The organism is Nitrospira sp. SG-bin1, assembly GCA_002083365.1.
Classification (GTDB): domain Bacteria; phylum Nitrospirota; class Nitrospiria; order Nitrospirales; family Nitrospiraceae; genus Nitrospira_D.
In genome coordinates this window covers 38,289-58,831 of record LVWS01000038.1, presented here as the reverse complement: position 1 = coordinate 58,831, position 20,543 = coordinate 38,289, and the positions used below count along the sequence as shown (strand labels likewise).

Here is a 20,543-nt window from a genome sequence, read left to right as displayed (position 1 = left end):
CCTAAAAACCTGAGTCAAGCAAACGGCGGGTGACGAATCTGCCTTGCCCTACTCTCGAAGTGATGGACAAAGCCGACCGATCTCCTCTAGAATTGCACCACTCTGTGCTCGGCTTGTCATTCGGAACTGCTCATCGCGTTCACTATCAGCAGATCGACCAACGCCGGCTTCCATAAACCTGAACCCACGAGGGGCACATGCGAGACAATTTCTTGTTTACTTCAGAATCGGTCACTGAAGGACACCCGGATAAGATCGCCGACCAGATCTCCGACGGCATCTTGGACGCCATCATTGCGCAGGATAAGTATTCCCGCGTCGCGTGCGAAACGATCCTGACTACCGGTATTGCCCTGGTAGCCGGTGAAATCTCCACCAAAGCCTACGTTGAAATCCCGGATATTATCCGTGACGTCATCAAGGACGTCGGCTACTGCGATGCGTCGTGGGGGTTCGACTTCCACACCTGCTCCGTGCTCACCGCCATTCACCAGCAATCCGGCGATATCGCGATGGGCGTCGATTCCGGAGGCGCCGGCGACCAAGGCTTGATGTTCGGCTACGCCACCAATGAAACGGACGAGCTCATGCCGATGCCCATCGTGTTGGCCCACCGGCTGACCAAGCGCCTGGCCGAGGTGCGGAAGAAGAACATTCTGAAGTGGGTGCGTCCCGACGGCAAATCCCAAGTGACGGTTGAGTATAAAAACGGCAAGCCCGTGCGGATCGATACGATCGTCGTCTCCACGCAACACAGCCCTGAGGTAACCAACAAACAGATCGAGCGTGACATCATGGAAAAGGTCATCAAGCCCGTGATGCCCAAAGGACTCTATGATCCAACCGGTGTCAAACATCACATCAACCCGACCGGCCGTTTCGTGGTCGGTGGGCCCATGGGCGACACAGGCCTCACGGGGCGGAAAATTATCGTCGACACCTACGGAGGCCACGGCAGCCACGGCGGGGGGGCTTTCTCCGGCAAGGATCCCACGAAGGTGGACCGATCCGCCTCGTATATGGCTCGTTACATTGCCAAGAATCTGGTGGCCGCCGGCATGGCCGACAAATGCGAGGTGCAGCTGGCATACGCCATCGGGGTCGCCGATCCGGTATCTGTCCTCGTCGACACCAAAGGCACGGAAAAAGTGTCGGTCGATATTCTCGACAAACTCGTGCGCAAGCATTTCCCCATGACTCCCCGCGGCATCATCGATCACCTGAAACTTCGGCGTCCGATTTTCCGGAAGACGGCGGCCTACGGCCATTTCGGTCGCACCGAACCGGAATTCACATGGGAAAAAACCGATAAGATGAAGGCTTTGCGCAAGGACGCCGGACTATAAGCCTCGTAAGCCTTATCACGTCCGCCAGGGGGGACGGGTTGTGGACCCGCCCCCCTTTTCATGACCGCGATTGACGACCCTGAATCTCGATTGCATTTTTAGAAGGAGGACCTCCGTGGATTACGATGTCAGAGATATCAAGTTGGCGGACCAAGGCAGACTAAAGATTGAATGGGCCGAAGCCACGATGCCGGTGTTGCGGTTGATCCGTAAGCGCTTTAAACGGCAACAGCCGCTGAAGGGCGTTCGCGTCACGGCCTGTTTGCATGTAACCACGGAAACGGCGAATCTCGCGATCACGCTGAAAGCGGGGGGCGCCGATGTCCGTCTCTGCGCGTCAAACCCGCTCAGTACACAGGACGACGTCGCCGCGGCGTTGGTTCAGCATGAAGGGATTCCCACCTTCGCCATCAAAGGCGAAGATAACCCCACTTACTACCGTCATATCGAGTCCGCCATCGCCCATCGCCCCCATGTCACGATGGACGACGGCGCCGACGTCGTTTCGCACCTACACTCCAAGCGAAAAGAACTGTTGAAGAATGTGATCGGAGGCACGGAAGAAACGACCACCGGCGTCATCCGGTTGCGGAGCATGGCTGAAAAGAAGGTCCTCAAGTTTCCGGTGATTTCCGTCAACGATGCCGACACGAAACACATGTTCGACAACCGATATGGCACCGGCCAATCCACCATGGATGGCATCGTCCGGGCAACCAACCGCTTAGTGTGTGGATCCGTCGTCGTCGTCGTCGGCTATGGGTGGTGCGGGCGCGGCATCGCCATGCGGGCCAAGGGCATGGGGGCGGACGTCATTGTGACTGAAATTGACCCGTTGAAAGGCCTTGAAGCCGTCATGGACGGCTTCCGCGTGATGCCGATGGAACAAGCCGCTCCAATCGGCGATTTCTTCGTCACCGTCACCGGCAACATCCACGTCATCCGTGGTGAGCATTTCGCCGTCATGAAAGACGGCGCCATCGTGTGCAACAGCGGGCACTTCAACGTGGAACTCGATATCCCGGCCCTGGAAAAGCTGGCCGGCACACGCCGGGTGGTCCGTACCGGGGTCGAGCAATTCACGCTCAAGAAAAACGGTCATCGTGTCAGCTTGCTCGGCGAAGGCCGGCTGGTGAATCTCGCCACCGCCGAAGGCCATCCCTCCAGCGTCATGGACATGAGCTTTGCCAACCAGGCACTCGGCGCCGAGTACATCGTCAAGAATTACAAGCAGCTCGAAAAGAAGGTGTACCCCGTTCCGGAAGTGATCGACAAAGAAATCGCCCGGCTCAAGCTGGCGGGCATGGGCGTGGCGATCGATACGTTAACAGGGGAACAGAAAAAGTATCTGGCATCCTGGGAAATGGGAACGTAGAGAGCATGGTATGACGCGGGTACTCTCCGTGCTCGCTCACCGCGCATGCAAAATCGATTTGATTTCTATATCAAGGTCGATGCTGGTGAATGCGCGCAGTGCGAGAGCACCCACGTCGCACCTGCTTGAGAGATAAGAAAGGGAAAGGCCGCCTCCGTTGGGGTGTTTTTTGGTTTCAGTCATCCCCCTTCCTTCGCTAAAGTCGCTCCAGAAAGTCTCAGGCCCACCTGAGGGAAAAGCGAAGAAAGAGCGCAATTGAGAGCACCCGTACCGCACCTGCATAGGAGAGAAATGTAAAGGCCCGCCTCTATTGAGGCGGGCCTTTGTATTCGTGACGCGCATTCTCACGAACCATTGATTGCAATCTCAAGGAGGAGTGGTAAAGTGAGGGCGAGGAGGCCTTCGTGAACTCCCGCGCGTCCCAACCGCTATCACTTGCCGATTTTGACGTTTCCCCTGAACGGGGTTTCCTGTCATCTGATCCTGGCGACACCGTGCCTGACTGCCTCGTGCTGAATCATCTGAGTCGAGAATTACCGAAATTGCTGAGCACACGCCAGGTAAGGCAATTTATTGATGAACAACCCTCGTTGCTCTCGTCTATCCCATCGAGTTGGAGTGTGGATGAGTATCGCGCGGCGATGCGCATCCTTTCATTCGCCGGTCACGCCTATGTCTGGGAAACACCGGGACAACCGGCGGTCAAACTCCCCGCTCAACTGGCGAGGCCATGGCATGAGATTTCCCAGAAGCTCGGCCGTCCGCCGGTCCTTTCCTATGCCTCCTACGCACTGGACAACTGGCGCCGACTTGACCGGTCGAAGCCAATTCAGCTCGACAACATCGTGCTGCTGCAAAATTTTCTCGGCGGGCTGGATGAAGAGTGGTTTGTCGTTGTCCACATCCAGATTGAGCAGCATGCAGGGTCCGGACTCGCGGGCTTAGTACGGGCAATTAATGCAGCGGCGAACGGGAATGACGATGAGATATTGTTAGGTTTACAGGCTCTGGCATCAGCGCAAACCGCCATGCGCGACACGTTACTCCGCATGAAAGAGCGCTGCGATCCCTATGTCTATTACACCCGCGTGAGACCCTACATCCACGGCTGGAAGAACAGCCCCTCACTGCCAGACGGTCTCATCTATGACCACGTCGCCGCCTATGCGCAACAACCGCAGCAGTTTCGTGGCGAGACTGGCGCGCAGAGCTCCATCGTTCCTTGCCTAGACGCAGGACTGGGCATCCACCATGCGCCCGATCCTTTGACCGTGTATCTACAAGAAATGCGGGAGTACATGCCTCCCCGCCACCGCGCCTTTCTTCAGGTCCTGGAAAGCCACACTGATGGCCAGGGGCGCGCGCTTCTTGCGGGCTATGTCCGTGATCGCAGACAGCACCATCCCGAGCTGTGGTCAGCCTACTGTGCGTGCGTCAATCTGCTGGCCCAGTTCCGTGAAATTCACATCGGCTACGCCGACAGCTATATCTTCCGTCAGCACCAGACCAGTTCGACCAACCCCACGGCCGTCGGCACCGGCGGCACCCCTTTCATGACCTACCTACAGAAGCATCTGGATGAAACGAAACAAGCCGTCGCGCCCTAACTTTATAATTCACCCATTCAGCGGGCGGCACGGGTTAGCTTTCCCAAAACTGCCGATCAACACTTATTCTGGAGGTCTCTTTAACTCTTCCATCCCAGTCATGGGAGGCATATTCTTTCTAGATGCAGGCGTGACATTCCAAAATTGAACAGACCCAGAACTTGAACTGTCGGCATACCAAATCCTATCGAGACCATGTGGCAAGGATTGAGGATAGGATGCCTCGACTGCCTCGATCATCGTTCCCCGATTCATATTGGCGAGATCGTCGTTCTCTACGAGAAGGATGAGCAAGCTACAACTATAACAATACTTTTCCAGCTTTTGTGCCTTACCATCTATTGTGATTTAAGCCGCTCAGAGAAATCTGAGTTTTCAATAGCAATACGATTCAAGAAAAGTCCGCGGAAAACAAGAAAAGGACTTGTGCATGGTCACCGAAAAAGGAATTCCTTCAATGCTAACAGTTATGCATTTGTCAGACGGTAGCTGTGGAACTACATCAAGGATCCACCTTCGAAACCGATCTCGAATCTCCTCCCAGCTTATACCGGTCGGCACCATCCCAAAAGGGGCACTCACCTGTAGGTTACAACTGACTATTCCTGTCAATTCATCCTCCAAACAACCAATCGCTTCCAGAAACCGGCTGTCATGACGACGTTGATCCGGAAAGAAATCTACACTTGTATGTTCGATGGCAATACAACACACATGACTTTTCGCGATAGCATCAATATCGGACGAGGTTGAATTTCTCTTATCTGGCCAGTTGGTTATCTTTAGATCAGAGTATAAGGTGTTGGCGAGGTACGCTACAAAGGCTTCAATAATTCTGTCTTCGGATCTTGAAGGAGTTGGTCCGCTCATATGTTCCCGAGCGCAACTGCAAGATCAATGTCTTGTGTAGCTCGTACAACACCCCATGCAGACACGGCAAAGCCACCAATCAAAGCGTACGAATGGAGCAGGTGGTTCTTCTGCGCTTGGTCTAGACGTCCAACGATCTGGCTTAGGGCTTCGGAGAACACTGGTTCAGTTCGTAGCAGAAATCGGAGAGGTTTAATGCCATCATCAGCCGTTCTTCGGGGGACATGCGCCTAGCCCGTTCGATCTTCTCGTCCGCGAGCTGCCGACTCAACTTGCTCGGACGCCGTCCAGGTGTCTGGAAGACAGTCGATTCCTGGAATTTCATAATAAACAAGTATACATGTGTCCGCCGAAACCTAAAAGGATGAAAACGAGCCTGCTACAATCCCAGGGCAGGGGACTCCAATGACTAAGAGCGCACCGCTGGTCATTGTGGGCATCGATCTCGCCGGGTCGCCGAAGCGACCGACGGGGCTGTGTGTGCTGCGGGATCTAATGGCTGAAACCCGTGTGGCGTTCAGCGACGACGACATTCTTAACTTCGTCAATGAAGTTCGCCCCCTTCTTGTCCCCATTGATGCCCCGCTCAGCCTACCGAATGGGCGGCAGACGGTCCATGATCGTGCCGGTGAACATTTACGCGGGTGCGATCGTGAGCTGCTCCGCCGAGGCATCCGTTTCTTCCCTATCACGCTCGGTCCCATGCGCATGCTGACGGAACGTGGGCTTGCTTTAAAAGGAAAACTCGCCGCTATGGGCCATCAGGTCGTGGAGTGTTATCCAGGCGGTGCACAAGATCTGTGGGGAATTCCCCGGCAACACCAAGATAGGTTCGGCTTGCTCTCTGGGCTGAGAAAACTCGGGGTACGTGGCTTGAAGAAAACCGCGACGAGCGATGAGCTGGACGCAGCGACGGCTGCCCTTGTCGGCCGGTGGTTTCTCTCCGGTCAAGGTTTGATGCTTGGAGGAGATTCAGGAATCCTGATTCCTGCCGTAGATGGCCTAACAATCAGGGCAAGGGCGACAGAACCGCGATGATCCGCAGTGGGCCACCGGTGCCTCCGGCGATTTTCATAGGCAACGCAATAACGTCAAATCCACGATCTGGCAGGTTTTGCAGTTCAGCGAGATTCTCGAACACCGGGACGTTTTGAGAAAGGAGCGTGACGTGTGTTTCGAACTTCGTCGATTGGCCATGGTCGATCGAGGCGGTGTCGATCCCCACGGCCTTGACGTGCCGTTCACGCACCAGCCAGGAGGCCGCATCCGGATGCAACCCCGGGAAATGCAGCGCCTGCACCCCTTCCTGCCCTCTCACGTCTGTTCCTAAATAGCTTTTTCGGTCCGGCCACCATCGAGCAAAACCCGTGTTCACCAGGACGATAGCGCCATTTGGAATAGGACCATGCGAGGTTTCCCAGCGGTGCAAATCTGAGATACCGACACGATAGTCCCGATCGCGAGCACATTGTGCCGTCACATCGATTCGAATGCCCTCTCCTACCATGCGCTCGATTGGGATCCGGTCCAGCGTCTGCTTCCCTCTGGAAAAGTGAATCGGTGCATCGATGTGGGTGCCACCGTGCTCAGGCATCTCCACGCGGTTTGACGAATAGTAGTATCCGCCTGCTGTGTCCTCCGCATGCTGGACGACGAGTTTAAAATCCTGTTCCGTCGGCCAGACGATCATCTCTGATCCAAAGGAATGGGTCAGATCAATGATCCGCGATTGCTCCCAGGCAAAACGATGGTGCGAGCGGCTGGCTGCACATCCGACAATCGCCATCAGGCTCACTATCACGATCACCGTACTCGCCGTAAGGCCTAAATATTTTATCATGGTGTATTGTCTCGAGGTGGACTCAGGCTTGCGCCCTCCACTCCCACAGCCAACGGGTGAAACAGACACCGCCATTACCTTAGAGGGGACACAACTCACCGCCGCTCAGGACCATTGCGCTTCATGGGCAACGGCGAAGCGCGTATTGTTTGAGTCGCTCACGACGAATTTACAGGCGTCAAGCAAGCAAGACTAGTTGGATGCCCTCGAAGGTATCGGCAGAGAAGTGTTCGGCCGTTGGCCTATTTCCCAAATGCTTTTTTCAGCAGCGGTTCGATTTCGCCCTTGGCAGCCATAGGATCAAGGATGTCGGTATCACCGTAGAAGGTGCCGTCGATGAATACCTTGGGAAGAGTCGGCCAATTGGTCATTTTCGTCAGCGCTTCACGTTTTGCCGGTTGGGATAAGACGTCAATGAGTTCGTAGGGGTAGCCGTATTTGTCAAAAAATTGCATGGTCTCTCTCGTAAACCCGCACATCGGCATCGTCTTGGTGCCTTTGCCATAAATCAAAATTTTGTGAGCCTTCACTTCTTTTTGGATTTCATCTTCGATCGGATCGGCCATGGTGTCCTCCTATGCCTCGTCTCTGGTACGCGCCGTTATTTCGAGCGCATGGATGCGTCCATCCTTCATTGGTACGTCCAATGCGTGATAAATCATTCGATGCCGGTCCAAGAGGTTTTTCCCATGAAAACCATCAGAGACGATCACAACCTTGAGGTGGTCCATCGTGCCCGTCCGATCGGTCACCGTCACCACGGCATCCGGTAAAGACCGACGAATATAGTCTGTGAGCGTGTCTGGGGTAATCACCGGCCTCCACTCCTCATGTTTTCAATACCCTAGCCGAAATCGGTTCTGAAACGCAACGGACTTCCTTTGTGGTGGTGGATTTCAGCATGTTGGTGGTGCTTTGGCACCAGGCTCCCTCACATACCCACCGGATGCGAGAGGCCAAGCCGTTGAATGTCTTCATAACTCACCGTCGTCGTGTTCGGCATCGAGCTTGCCATTACCTACTTCCATACACATGTCACCTTGTCCTTCACCAAGGAGGTCGCCATGAGCGAATTCAAGTCCGGGTTTTTTGTCGGAGGTGAAAGCAGCAATGGTCGGGTGCTGATCGTTGACGATGAACCCGATATTCGCAAGGTCGTCCGGATGACTCTGCACAAAGCCGGCTATGATGTGCTCGAAGCGGAGAACGGGGAAAAGGCCATTGAGGTCATCAACTCAGGGGAAAACCGGCTGCTTCTCGACGTCATCATCTGTGACATCCGGATGCCAAAAGTGAACGGGATCGAAGCGATTGCATATTTTCGCCAGAACTATCCACGCGTGCCGCTGATCGTCCTGACCGGGTTTCCGGACACGGATATGGCCACGTCATTACTCAGGCAGGGAGTCGTGGACTATCTCGTAAAGCCGGTGGAAGGCGAGACACTGAAAGCTTCTGTCGCTCGCGCCATGGAACAACGTGAATTGGCTCATCTCTGATGGACCGGCCACCGCATGGGGTTCAGCATGACGACTATCTCACCGATCATATTCCATCCGCGAACCACGCATCAGGGAAACGAACCCGCTCCCGTTCCGTCACCGATGCGAGTGGCCATCATCGGGGCGGGTCGAGGGGGGATCGCCCTGCTCGACGTCCTCCACCAAATCGGCACGGTGCAGATCGTCGGCATTACCGACAAGAATCCCTCGGCCCCTGGCCTTCAACGGGCCCAGGAGCTCAACGTGTCGATCTATGACCGCATCGCCGATTTGGTCAACACCCCCGGGCTCCATCTCGTAATGGACGTCACCGGCGACCCAGCGCTGGAAGCGGCACTTCACAAAGAGGTTCCGACCGGGACCGACATCGTCAATGGGCAGACGTCGAGGCTACTCTGGCTGCTCGTGCAACATGAATCGACATTGCAAACCGAGCTGCTCCATGCGGAGAAGCTGGCGGGAATCGGGTCGTTTGCCGCCGGCATCGCTCACGATATGAACAATCCCCTCCAACTGATTCTCGGACTGGCGGAGAACCTCACCGATGAAACCGACTTGGAAGCCGTGCATCTTCAGGCCAGAGACATCATTGAGGCCGTGAAACGAACGACGGCCATTTGTCGAGATCTGACCTCGTATTCCCGCCGTGCATCTCTGCGACAAGACGGGCTCATCAGCGTCAACGGCAAGCTGGATGAGGCTCTAAAAATCGCCCGTTATGCCGTGGCGCTGCAAGACATTGAGATCCGCAAGCTGTATCAGCCCGACGTCGTCGTGAAGGGAAACCCCGATGAACTCCTCCATGTGTTCGTCAATCTCATTACCAATGCCGTCCAAGCCATGGAACACAAGGGAATCTTGACGCTGGAAACGTCCACTGTCGCCGGTACCACGCAGGTTCGTGTCTCGGATACAGGCTGTGGCATGGCTCCGGAGATACAACACCGGATTTTTGAACCGTTTTTCACCACAAAGCCGCCGGGAAAAGGAACTGGATTGGGCCTCTACAACATCAAGAATGTCATCCATCGCATGAATGGTTCCATAGGGGTGGAGAGCCACATCGGTCGCGGCTCGACCTTCACCCTCACTTTTCACGACGAGACCCCTACCGGTGGGAGGAGCTCCTGATTATGGCTGAGACACCGGCCCCCTCCGCGCCGCCCCGCACCACATGGGGGCTCAAGGCCAAGGTCATCGTCTCCATGCTTCTCGTCGGACTCATCCCGCTCATCGTCGGGTTGGGAATGGCCTTCTGGCAAGGGTCTCAGGAAATCCGGGAGGTCAGCGGGGAGAGCTTCGAAGCGCTGGCGACCGAAACCGCCCGCAAACTCGATCTCTTGCTCGCTGAAGAAATCGCCCACACGGCGCGCATCGCGAATGATCCGATGCTCATCCGCGAGCTGGAACATCGGCGTGATGCACGGAGCGATCCCAAGAATCCCGCCACGGCGCTCTCAGAATTGGAAAAACGTTGGACTGCACGCGACCAGACGGCGCTCCGATCCGTCTTGGAGAGCCCGTTCAGCGCCTTGCTGCACGAATACTTTACCGGCCTCCATAGCGCGCCGGGACAGTTGCTCCCGCACGTGGTTCGTTCATCGACAAAGATGCTGTTCTTGACCGATCGAGAGGGCAGGCTCGTCGCAACCATGACGGACCATCCGGCGTTTCGCCACGACGAGACCCGATGGTGGCAGGGAGCCTTCAACAAAGCGGTGGGCAGACTCTATGTCGAGGACATCCATTTCGACGACCAGGCGAACACCTATGTGTTCACCATTTCACTCCCCGTCATGGATAGTCTCCGGTATGAAGTCGTCGGAGTCCTGCACCGCGTGATCGACGCCAAAGCCTTCTTTTCTCCCTCGACCCATGTCATCCGGTTCGGAAAAACGGGTCACGTCATGCTGATCGATTCCAACGGCATCGTCATCAGCTGTCCGCTTCTTCCGACCGGTGTTCCTTTGTCCGATCGGAGTTTAATCCCGCTCGTCACGCCGCAGCAGCCCGGTTGGGTGCAAGCCTCGAGCGACGGCCATGGGGGACAGGATACCTCCGTGATCGGCTTCGCGCCGCTCCCGGAGATCAGCCGGGCGACCAACGGTTCGATCAACGCCGGCTCGTGGCACACATTCGTGTGGCAGTCGTCCGATGAACTGTTCGCGCCGATTCAGCACCTGTTCACTTGGGTCACGGTATTTGGAGCGGTCGCTTTGCTGCTGCTGGCCGCGCTGGGGTACATTGCCGCCGGCCGCATCGTCACGCCCGTCCGGCAACTGCAACAGGCCGCGCAGGCGATCGGACGGGGAGAACTGCGGACACCGATCCGGATCGACACCGGTGACGAATTGGAAGACTTGGCCGAAGAGTTCAACCGGATGAACAGCCGACTGAAAGCGGCGTTCGCCGGACTGACGGACCAGGTCAAGTTGAAGACCCAAGAGGTCCAAGTCCTCCAAAAGTCGACTGATCAAATCCTGGACGCCGTTCCCACTCCGATTCTCTTGATCGACGCGCATGAAGTCGTGCGTTACATCAACCAAGCGGCCCGCGAATCCTTCAATATCCAAGAACCGACGACCGGCGTATCGCTGTTCACGATTCTTCCCCTCGATCCGACGGTTCAGAAACAGCTTCAATCGGAATTCCGAACCAACGGAGATTCGTCGTCCACCACAGCCGATCTCGAACGTGAGCCGGTCCCGAGGGACCCGCTCATGCCTCACACGGACCACGAACCCGTTCGTCGTCGGGCTGAACTTCACATCGGGTCCCGCATCTATCAATACCAATGGTTCAGATTGCCCGCGAGACCGGGGGAAGAAGACAGCATCGGACTGGTGCTTCGAGACACCACGGAGGAGAGCCGGCTGCAAGATCAACTGGTTCAGGCGGAGAAGATGGGCAGTCTCGGGGTGCTTACCGCGGGAATCGGTCATGAGCTCAACAACCCCCTGTTCGGTATCATCGGGTTGGGAGAAGTCATTCAGGATGAACAGGACTTGGAGCACGTCAAGAGCTGCGCCAAGGATATCGTGGCTCACGGCCGTCGCATGGCGACGATCATTCGAGATTTTACCGGGGTGGCCAACCGTGAGGCGTCCGACAAGCCGGTGCCGGTGCATGTGGAGCAGATACTGGACCAGGCCCTGACCACGGCACAATCCAGCGTGGACATGAAAGAGGTCGTGGTCGACAAGGTCTATGCAGGCAGCACCCCCGTAGTGGTGTTTCCAGACCAACTTCGGCAAGCCTTCGTGAATGTGATCACCAATGCCGCTCAAGCCATGAAAGGCACCGGGACACTCACGTTGACGACCGCCGTATCGGACCATATCGCGACGATGACAATTGCCGATTCCGGCCCTGGCATCTCCAAACAACATCTATCGAGAGTCTTCGACCCGTTTTTTACAACGAAGGGACAGGGAGAAGGCTCCGGCCTCGGGCTCACGGTGGCGAAGCGTATCATCCGCAAATTTGAAGGCGACCTCCGCATTGAGAGTGTCGAAGGTCGAGGCACGACATGCTTCATCACTCTGCCGATCAGCGCCCCGATAACTCCCACAGGAGGCCCATGGACTACCTCCGCTTCGCGTTCCGAACCACAGCCATCGCATTCCTCCTAGGGGGAGTTTGCGGCATGACGGCGTTCCTCTCAGCCAAAGAGAGCCCCACTGCCGTCGGCATTTCTCCTGATAGGGTCGCCGATTATGTCCATGCCGTCCTCGAAGCCGACCGCTCGATCTACACGACACACATCGTCAACCGTATGCAGGAAAAAGGCATTGTCGCGGCAACGGAACATTGGGAGCAAGACAATGCCCTGCCGCTGCCGGCCCAGTTCCTCCAGCATTCCGGACAACTCGTGGCCGAAAGTGGACGGGGCATCCGCTATCGGCTCATCGGCTTCTCCCCGATCTATCAGCGTAACGCCCCTGCCACCGAGTTCGAGCGAAAGGCCCTGGACCTCCTTCGACGCCAGCCGGATCGGCCGGTCACCGGCATCGTGGCGAGCGGCAAGAAGCAATATTTCCAGGCTATCTACGCGGACCGTGCGGTCTCCGCCGCCTGTGTCACCTGCCATAACAGCCATCCGTTGAGCCCTAAACAGGATTTCAAGCTGCACGATGTCATGGGAGGAATCGCCATTACGATTCCGCTCGAGTAGTACGCTGACGAAGACGTTAGGGAAGCGTGGACGGAGCGACAGGAGCCATCGCTTGTTTAAGATGGTATTCCTCCCGATAAATCTGGACCGCCGTCATCAGCAAGCTGACCATAATCGGTCCAATGAAGATCCCCAGTATCCCATACAGAGCCAGCCCACCGAGCACACTGAGCACGAGCGGCAACACCGGAATCTGCACATCCTGACCGATTAACCACGGACGGAGGAACTGATCCACCATCGAAATCACGCCGATCCCCCACACCAACATCACGAGTGCCTTTCCGGTCATTCCCATCCAGAAGAGATACAGTGCCACTGGTCCCCAGACCAGCCCCGTTCCGCCGAATGGGATCGGCGCCAGCACGATCGTCAATGCGGTCAATCCCATCGGAAACGGGACATTGAGCGCCAAGTAAGCCATCCCGGCCAGAAGTCCCTGAACGATGGCCGTCACCAACATGCCTTTCACCACCGCCCGGATCGTTTGATCCAACCGGATCAGGATCTTGGACTTATGCGACTCTTCCAATGGGATGAGGTCGTACAAGACCGAGAGCCACTGTCGACCGTCTTTAAAGAGAAAAAACAGGATCAGCAGCATCATGAAAAAATTAGTCACCAGCGCAAAGGTGTTCTTCAACAATCCTCCCACCCCACCGACCAACAGTTGACTGAGTTCTTTCACTCCGGTCAGTAATGACTGCTCCAAGGAAATCGCCGGTGTACCGGTGTCGGACATCGTCGACTTCAGCAAACCGCCGATAAACGGAATGCCCGCAACCTGTTCCGGCAGCCGCTGAAGGCCGCCGGCCGCGATCCATGACCTGATCTCTAGTTCTGCGGCGCCGGCTTCGCGCACCAGCATTACCCCCATCACAATCAATGGGACGATGACAATCCCTAAGGCGCCGACCGTCAGCAGGGAAGCAGACAGCGCTTCCTTGCCGCCGAACAATCTGGTCAACCGTAGATGGAGCGGGAATACCCAATGCGCCAACAGACCGGCCCACAAGGCGGAGAAGACAAACGGTTTGAACATCAGTCCGATCTGGTAGAGAAGCAAGACCAGGAGAGAAAAGAATACAACTGAAAAGATCTGTTGTCTGGTCATATAAGATATCGCAGCCTATGAAGAAGTCTCGAGTAAATAGCAGATCTGATGGCGTCTGTCACGGGAGCAAAGGATGATATGGAAGAAATGAAAGGGCCGATGTCAGGATGATACCGAGAGGGGGAAGTGGAGAGATCTTACAGGTCGGCTTCCCGTCCGATCAACGCAATCGCTTTCCCACGATGCGCGTTCATGTCACGGACGTTATTGGGTAATCGCGAGGCCTCTTCGGGCCAACCAGTGACCCCCATATCGCTGACTCCCTGAAATTTTGCTCCTTCTTCCATCAACATCGTCGGGCAATGGACTTCACCGATCAGAATCGCCGTTTTGAGGAGTTGGATTTTCCCGGTTGCCGTAACCGTGGCTTTAATACGCCCGCTGCTGATCAGTGAATCGGCATGGATGGCACCCTTCACGACTCCATCTTCTCCGACAATGACTTCTCCCTTCGTGTGGACATCGCCCTCGAGCCGCCCATCGATTCGCACGGTTCCGTCAACCCTGATTTCACCCTTCAGTTCAACGCCTTTTGCCAACAGCGTAATATTGCCGTCGTCGACATACCCGGTCTTTTTCATGGGAACTCCTCCGGTGCAGGTCAGCCTTCCCCAAGGTTACCTTAGGACCGGAGATACACCTAACAGTTTATGGAATCCTACATTCTGCGCCCCATGGCCCGCCTTCTTCATCACGCCCTCCACTCGCTGCGACAGCGCCGAGAAAACACTTCCAGGACCATCTCAAATCGCACCGTGGTCTTCTTGTGTAGGATGCCACCTGATGCACCCATCACCGATTCTTGTAGAGGCCGATCATCATTCTTGTTGAGGCAGACCAAACGTCTGCTTCAGACGTTCCCACAATCCGCCTCCGTGAATCTCGCAATAGACCGTCGGCTCCGTACCAGCGATGAAGAACTCCAACCGTTTCTCCGGACATTGCGAGGTCGCAAGTTGTCCGCTTTTGGGATCGATTTTCCGCTGGACGACCCCGGCCGGCGTCTCAAAATCCGGGGAGTCCCGTGGGATGAGCCGAACCGCCAACTCACTCCAAATCGGGAGAGCCGCCTGGGCACCGGTCAACTTAATGGGGCGTTCATCGTCAAACCCCACCCACACGCCGATTGCCATCTCGGGCGTATAGCCGATGAACCAGGCGTCCCGATACCCATCAGTCGTCCCAGTCTTGCCCGCGACCGGTCCTTGCACGCCCAACGCTCGCGCTTTGGTGCCAGTACCGCGGTCCACCACCCCCTTCAACAACGACGTGAGGAGAAACGCTCCTTGCGGAGTCGCGGCTTGACGCCGATCAAGCGGAGGGCTCCAAATAGTCTCTCCTCCGTCACGTACCATGTTGGACAACGCCACCGGACGGATGACGACGCCTCCATTGGCAAGACCGGCGTAGGCGGATGTGATCTGAAGTAACGAGACGGAGGAGCTCCCCAACGCCAGAGACAAATTCTCCGCCAACGGCGTGGTAATTCCGAACGCATGCAGCACATTAGTGAGAGCCGCAATTCCAGTTCGATGTGCCGTCCGAACGGCTGGAACATTCAAGGACTGTTCGAGCGCGGTTCTGACCGTTACCGGCCCTCGATATTGTCGATCGTAATTCTGGGGCGACCAGGACTCCGTGCCGGATTCCAGTGTCACCGGCTCGTCCATGAGTATGGTCGCTGCGGTCAGCCCGGCCGTACCTGCATCACGTGCCGCCTCGAGTCCGGCCAGATACACAAACGGTTTGAAGAGGGACCCCGCCGATCGATGCGCTTGCACCGCACGGTTGAATTGGCTCAAGCGATAGTTACGACCACCGACCATCGCGAGGACATGACCGGTCTTCACATCCAGCACGACCGCCGCGCCCTGAAGCGGAGGGTCGGCCCCATTCAGATCCGGATAGCGCTTTTCGAGTCTTGCGAGTCCTTCCTGCACCACTTGGGCGACGATCCGCTGAATCCTGGGATCAAGGGTCGAATGGATTCGCGCGCCGTCCGGTATGTCCATTCCGATTCCCTGTTCGATTTCCCTGAGCAAGTGGTCGACGAAATACGGTGCATCGGTGAGGACGTCTTGATTCAGCATGACCTTCACCGGACGGGCCATGGCCTGGGCCACGACGTCATCCGTCACGATTCCTTCTTCCTTCAGACGGCGCAGCACCACATTTCGGCGCTTCGTGGCATCTTCCACGCTTTTGACGGGGGAATAGGCATTGGGTCCTTTGATCAATCCAACGATCAGCGCCATTTCATCGATCGACAGTTCATCAAGATTCTTACTGAAGTAGCGATGAGCGGCTTCGCCCACACCGTAGATCGAAACCGGTCCGGCTTGACCGAGATAGATTTCATTCAGATAGCTCTCCAAAATCTCTTCCTTCCGATACTTGAACTCCAGCGCCATCGCTGCCATCAATTCCCGGAGTTTCCGTCCCATGGTTCGCTTGGGAGAATAGAAGAGGTTCTTGGCCAATTGCTGAGTGATCGTGCTGCCTCCCTGCACGACCCCGCCGCGAGTCGTGTTGACCCACAACGCTCGACCGATCGCGATGGGATCGACCCCAAAATGAGAAAAAAATCGACGATCCTCGACGGTCAACAACGTCTTAATCAATAGTGGCGGGATATGGTCGAGAGAAACCCATTCTCGGACCTGCCTGGAACCGGAACGCATTCCGCTGATCAACACCGGTTCGAGGGTTACCAAGGAGAGAGGGCGCCCGTCGGAGACGGACAATACTTCGGTGACGATGCCGTTGACCAGCGTCAACCGGACCGATCGTGCAGGAAGTCGATTCTCCTCCTGAGCATGCAGAAAGATCTCGATTGAGTTTTTGGTGACGAGATACTCACCGGCTGCCCGCGGCGCCGCCGCGGCCGGCTTGTACTCCAACCGCTGCAAATGGTCGAGCAACCCAGAACCCACCGGATGGATCCCCGGCGTCAGAAAAAACGGGGCACCGTAGATCAACAGGGGTGGATGCTCGTCGCTCCTCGGCAGCGCCAAACTGGTTGAGAGAAAGGCGCCATATCCTCCCACGAGGACAATCGCGATGCCACAAACGATCAGGAATGAAATGAGAAGGCGCCTCGCCCAGGAGACAGGCCGAGGTAACGGTTGAGCCGACATGGCTTCAGCTTACCCTGTGGCTTAGGCAAGGGAAATAGGAAAGATCGCGCCGTTCCAACTGGAGCAACGACTTGACCGAACCGAATCGAACGGAACTGAACTACGCAGAGCTATTGGAGAAATACCTCAGATGCACAATATAGGTCCGTGAGACGGATTTCCTCCCCATACCAAGGGGATCGAGCCTGTGTCTCGGAGGCATGGATGTCAGGAAGCCATCAAGTCCGAGACGTCGAGGCTTCTATTAGCTATCCCACAGCCGGACAGCCCCTCCTTCCGAGGTACCTCTTCCTGATCTATCTGACTCCAAAATCCTCGGCTATCTTTCTCACAACAAGCACGGGATCCCAATCTTTACAAGGAGCACAACCATGGAATGCACGCGCTGTCACGGACTCATGGTGAGAGAACACTTCCTGGACTTTGAGGGCACCTATGGACATATGTGGGCCAGCGGGTATCGCTGCATGAATTGCGGGAATGTCCATGACCCGCTCATCGAGCAACATCGACTTGCCAAGGCACGACCGGCGTTAGTGCTTGCACAAGGTGAGGCGAGCTACGGGGAAGATGAACCACACGCGGACGTTCCTTCAATCATCATGCGTGCGGCGTGATATCGAATTGAACCAGGCTGCCACATAGGTACGTCTCAACAGGTTTCCGGCTTGGAGGGAGCAGGGCATGGCATCTATCTTGATAGTCGACGATGATGCAGCAATCAGAACACTATTGCGCACCATTCTCGAGGCAGACGGTCATCACATCCGGGAGGCCGAGAACGGTCAAATCGGCCTCGCCCTCTACCGCGAGGCACCGACCGACCTCGTCATCACCGATATCCTGATGCCGGAGCGGGACGGGATGGAAGTCACGCTTGCGCTGACACAGGAATTTCTGGATGCCAAAGTCATTGCCATAACCGGCGCTACCGGCGATCAGAATTTCCTGAATGTCGCCAAACTCTTCGGTGCCCGACGTGTCATTCCCAAACCCTTTACCCCCGATGTCATTCGCAGGGCCGTGCGTTTCACCCTCGATCATTAGCCGGTCTGCAGCATGATGTATTACGCGATTCGTCCTTCAAGTGATCTTTGCCGCTCATACCGCTGGGTCGGCCACAACGACCCCAACAGCATACCGACTCCCGCCATGGCGAACCCGACAAGCTGTGGAGGCCAGACATCAGCCGGCTGGCTGACCAACTCCAATGTCAGCCAACTCGTAAGGCCTGCAACAACGGCCCAAAGCGCACCCTGAGTCGTCGCGCGTTTCCAGTACAGTCCTGCGAACAATGGGAAAAAGGCGGCCACCAGGGTGACCTTGTAGGTGCTCACCACCAATTTATAGATCGTGGCATCCGACCAAAGCGCAAGAGCCAATACCGCCGAAGCGAATCCCACCAGAACCACCCGCATGAGACGGAGAAACTCCCAGTCGTTCAAATGGGAGAACATCGGCTTGAAGACATTCTCGCTCAGTGCCACCGACGGCGCCAGCAGCGTCGCGCTCGAACAACTCATGACGGCAGAAAGAACCGCTCCGAAGAAAATGACCTGCGTCGCGACTGGAGTGTGTTGCAGGACCAGAGTCGGCAAGACCAATTGTGAATCCTGCTCCAATAATGCTCCGAATTTCACGGGATCAATCAACGTTGCGGCATAGGCAAGAAACATCGGAACAAAACAGAAGGCGAAATAAAGCACCGCCCCCAGCAGCGATCCCCGCACCGCGGTCTGTTCGTTCTTTGCCGACGTGATCCGTTGGAACACATCCTGTTGCGGAATGGAGCCAAGCATCATGGTCATCCAAGCCCCTATGAACGGAACCCATGCCGCCATCGTGGGCGGCGGAAACAAGTCGAGTTTGCCGGCCTCTGCCGCGTGATTGACGACCGCGTGTATGCCACCCGCGAGGTCCCCGACGATCGATGCAATATACAAAAGCCCTCCCATGATGACGGAGATCTGAACGAAATCCAAAATGGCTACTGAGAACATGCCGCCGAACGTCGTGTAGGTCAGAACGATCACCGCGCCGATTATGATTCCGCTCGATTGGCTGATCCAGCCCTCTGTCACGACATTCAGCACCAAACCCAGTACCTTGAATTGGGCCGCCACCCAGCCCAGGTACGATGCGACGATACAGAGCGTGCACAATACTTCGATGGTCCGGTTGTAGCGGTATCGATAATAATCACCCACCGTCAGCATATTGAGTCGGTACAGGCGCGGAGCAAAGAAGAGTCCGGCGAGCATCAAACACATACTGGATCCGAACGGATCGGCAATAACCCCATGGAGCCCCTCTTTGACGAAGGTGGCCGAGATACCCAGTACGGCCTCGGCCCCGAACCACGTCGCAAATACGGTCGCCACCACAACCGCCAAGGGCAGGCTTCTGCCGGCAACGGCAAAATCCTTGGAGTTCTGCACACGCGTGGCGGCAAATAGTCCGATGCCGACAGACAGAAGAAGATACAGAATGACAAACCAGAAAACCACGCGCGCAGGATAAAGCGAACCTGGCGAGCAATCAATCAGTATTCACAAATCAGCGTATTACAGAGTGGGTTCTCTGTCTGAGAACCAATGAGACGATTTCCTCGGGACCGGTCTGGGGTATTCCTGAAGACCTTCTGTCGGCTGGTGACTGAGAAACGTCACGTTGCAGCGCTGGGGGTGGGGAATCGGACAGGTCATCGACTTCGACGACTGTGGCTGACTGACGCAGGGACGGCTTCTCGCTAAATGAGACACCATTGGACAGGGCCGGTAAGTCAAAGGGCGAGGCAGATTATGTTGTACAGTAGATCTAAGGAGACGGACCGGGAAAATCGAAGCCGCGTGTCATCATTAGTCCGGAGTCCTGCGACTCAGCAGGGACGATGCCCTTGTCTTATGTCCGAGAGGTAGAATGACCAGCGAACCAAACGGAGAGATGATATCGATCAGCACACTGAGCTTTTCATTGAAGGAAGGAGAAAACAATGGCAGTTTCGGTGACTCTGGCTTACCAGCCCATCACTGATCAGTGACTCTGCCGATCTTGTCCGCTATCAGCCGATAGGCGAGTTAAAATGTCCAATATCGAGATGCCCCGAATACCAAGCGGCACCCTACAAGAAACAGTTGACCATGAGGTTCGACCGGAACTATTTTTGACCACTGTACTTCATATAAATTCAGAGAATATTCCCATCGCGTTTCGGCAACATGGAGCTCCAGGAGTTGCTGTGCTCTTGGGCGGACCCCCATCAGCACTAAAATTCCATGCTCACTTCGGTTGATGCAGTACACCTCACCCTGTTCAATGGTCACTCGATTTCCGTCGAGCGATTCACAAAGGCTATAGGCGCACACCTTTTGTTCGCTCATCCGCGTCTCTCGTCGTCGTGACGGAAACGAATTCAAGTCCTCAGGGACATCAGCGACAGCACTGTCAGCGTTCAGCTTCCCCAGGCGGTGTCCATGCGATTCATAGATGGCCTCGCTTATTCCCATGTTCATAATGCCCTCGCTTATTCCCATGTTCATAATGCCTCCAGAGGATCAATAAGATAAGATTATCAACCA

General features: G+C 55.9%; 18 protein-coding genes. 10 read left to right on the top strand and 8 right to left on the bottom strand.

Annotation, left to right across the window (positions count from 1 at the left end; genetic code table 11):
- Positions 1-197: 197 nt before the first annotated feature.
- The 4 genes from A4E19_07860 to A4E19_07845 all read left to right on the top strand — a co-directional run bounded on the left by A4E19_07860 (position 198) and on the right by A4E19_07845 (position 6,236).
- Positions 198-1,346 (top strand): methionine adenosyltransferase, encoded by a 1,149-nt coding sequence (locus A4E19_07860; protein ID OQW31518.1) that lies wholly within the window; start codon positions 198-200, stop codon positions 1,344-1,346.
- A 115-nt stretch (positions 1,347-1,461) separates the two neighbouring features.
- Positions 1,462-2,721: an adenosylhomocysteinase gene (locus A4E19_07855; protein ID OQW31517.1), complete on the top strand. Its 1,260-nt coding sequence runs from the start codon at positions 1,462-1,464 to the stop codon at positions 2,719-2,721.
- A gap of 404 nt (positions 2,722-3,125) precedes the next feature.
- Positions 3,126-4,328: a hypothetical protein gene (locus tag A4E19_07850; protein OQW31516.1), complete on the top strand. Its 1,203-nt coding sequence runs from the start codon at positions 3,126-3,128 to the stop codon at positions 4,326-4,328.
- A gap of 1,275 nt (positions 4,329-5,603) precedes the next feature.
- On the top strand, positions 5,604-6,236 hold the full coding sequence (locus A4E19_07845) for a hypothetical protein (protein ID OQW31515.1): 633 nt from the start codon (positions 5,604-5,606) through the stop codon (positions 6,234-6,236).
- Here the strand turns inward: A4E19_07845 and A4E19_07840 are convergent.
- The 3 genes from A4E19_07840 to A4E19_07830 form a co-directional block, all read right to left on the bottom strand.
- Entirely contained in the window at positions 6,208-6,885 is a 678-nt protein-coding gene (locus tag A4E19_07840; protein OQW31634.1) for a cyclase, read from the bottom strand. The two genes, A4E19_07845 and A4E19_07840, sit on opposite strands and share 29 nt — an antisense overlap.
- 395 nt (positions 6,886-7,280) lie before the next feature.
- Complete coding sequence (locus tag A4E19_07835) at positions 7,281-7,604, bottom strand: glutaredoxin (GenBank protein ID OQW31514.1); 324 nt, start codon at positions 7,602-7,604, stop codon at positions 7,281-7,283.
- Between the two features lie 9 nt (positions 7,605-7,613).
- The gene (locus A4E19_07830; GenBank protein ID OQW31513.1) at positions 7,614-7,853 is read right to left on the bottom strand and encodes a hypothetical protein; all 240 of its coding nucleotides are present in this window, start codon (positions 7,851-7,853) and stop codon (positions 7,614-7,616) included.
- Positions 7,854-8,102: 249 nt separating this feature from the next.
- Between A4E19_07830 and A4E19_07825 the strand changes: the two genes are divergently transcribed.
- From A4E19_07825 to A4E19_07810, 4 genes are read left to right on the top strand one after another with little or no spacing between them, the layout of a single operon-like run.
- A complete protein-coding gene (locus tag A4E19_07825; GenBank protein OQW31633.1) occupies positions 8,103-8,537 on the top strand; it encodes a two-component system response regulator in 435 nt (144 codons plus the stop codon).
- A gap of 15 nt (positions 8,538-8,552) precedes the next feature.
- Positions 8,553-9,671: a hypothetical protein gene (locus tag A4E19_07820; GenBank protein ID OQW31512.1), complete on the top strand. Its 1,119-nt coding sequence runs from the start codon at positions 8,553-8,555 to the stop codon at positions 9,669-9,671.
- Positions 9,672-9,673: 2 nt separating this feature from the next.
- Positions 9,674-12,172, top strand: coding sequence for a hypothetical protein (locus A4E19_07815; protein OQW31511.1), 2,499 nt, complete (start codon positions 9,674-9,676; stop codon positions 12,170-12,172).
- The gene (locus tag A4E19_07810) at positions 12,121-12,714 is read left to right on the top strand and encodes a hypothetical protein (GenBank protein OQW31510.1); all 594 of its coding nucleotides are present in this window, start codon (positions 12,121-12,123) and stop codon (positions 12,712-12,714) included. The genes A4E19_07815 and A4E19_07810 overlap by 52 nt, the downstream gene beginning before the upstream one ends.
- A 16-nt stretch (positions 12,715-12,730) precedes the next feature.
- Here the strand turns inward: A4E19_07810 and A4E19_07805 are convergent, their stop codons facing one another.
- The 3 genes from A4E19_07805 to A4E19_07795 all read right to left on the bottom strand — a co-directional run bounded on the left by A4E19_07805 (position 12,731) and on the right by A4E19_07795 (position 16,965).
- Positions 12,731-13,828, bottom strand: a complete 1,098-nt coding sequence (locus A4E19_07805; protein OQW31509.1) for a hypothetical protein — start codon at positions 13,826-13,828, stop codon at positions 12,731-12,733.
- A 137-nt stretch (positions 13,829-13,965) separates the two neighbouring features.
- A complete protein-coding gene (locus tag A4E19_07800) occupies positions 13,966-14,409 on the bottom strand; it encodes a hypothetical protein (protein OQW31508.1) in 444 nt (147 codons plus the stop codon).
- Positions 14,410-14,646: 237 nt separating this feature from the next.
- Positions 14,647-16,965 (bottom strand): hypothetical protein, encoded by a 2,319-nt coding sequence (locus A4E19_07795; protein ID OQW31507.1) that lies wholly within the window; start codon positions 16,963-16,965, stop codon positions 14,647-14,649.
- A gap of 371 nt (positions 16,966-17,336) precedes the next feature.
- Here A4E19_07795 and A4E19_07790 point away from each other — a divergent pair, with 371 nt between their 5' ends.
- Positions 17,337-17,582 carry a hypothetical protein gene (locus tag A4E19_07790; GenBank protein OQW31506.1) on the top strand — a complete coding sequence of 82 codons (246 nt, stop codon included), beginning with the start codon at positions 17,337-17,339 and terminating at the stop codon, positions 17,580-17,582.
- Positions 17,583-17,649: 67 nt separating this feature from the next.
- Complete coding sequence (locus tag A4E19_07785; protein OQW31505.1) at positions 17,650-18,012, top strand: histidine kinase; 363 nt, start codon at positions 17,650-17,652, stop codon at positions 18,010-18,012.
- A 20-nt stretch (positions 18,013-18,032) separates the two neighbouring features.
- On the opposite strand, the gene A4E19_07780 is transcribed toward A4E19_07785, so the two are convergent.
- Both A4E19_07780 and A4E19_07775 read right to left on the bottom strand, forming a co-directional pair.
- Complete coding sequence (locus tag A4E19_07780; protein OQW31504.1) at positions 18,033-19,472, bottom strand: sodium:solute symporter; 1,440 nt, start codon at positions 19,470-19,472, stop codon at positions 18,033-18,035.
- A 570-nt stretch (positions 19,473-20,042) separates the two neighbouring features.
- Positions 20,043-20,477 carry a hypothetical protein gene (locus A4E19_07775; protein ID OQW31503.1) on the bottom strand — a complete coding sequence of 145 codons (435 nt, stop codon included), beginning with the start codon at positions 20,475-20,477 and terminating at the stop codon, positions 20,043-20,045.
- Positions 20,478-20,543: the final 66 nt, after the last annotated feature.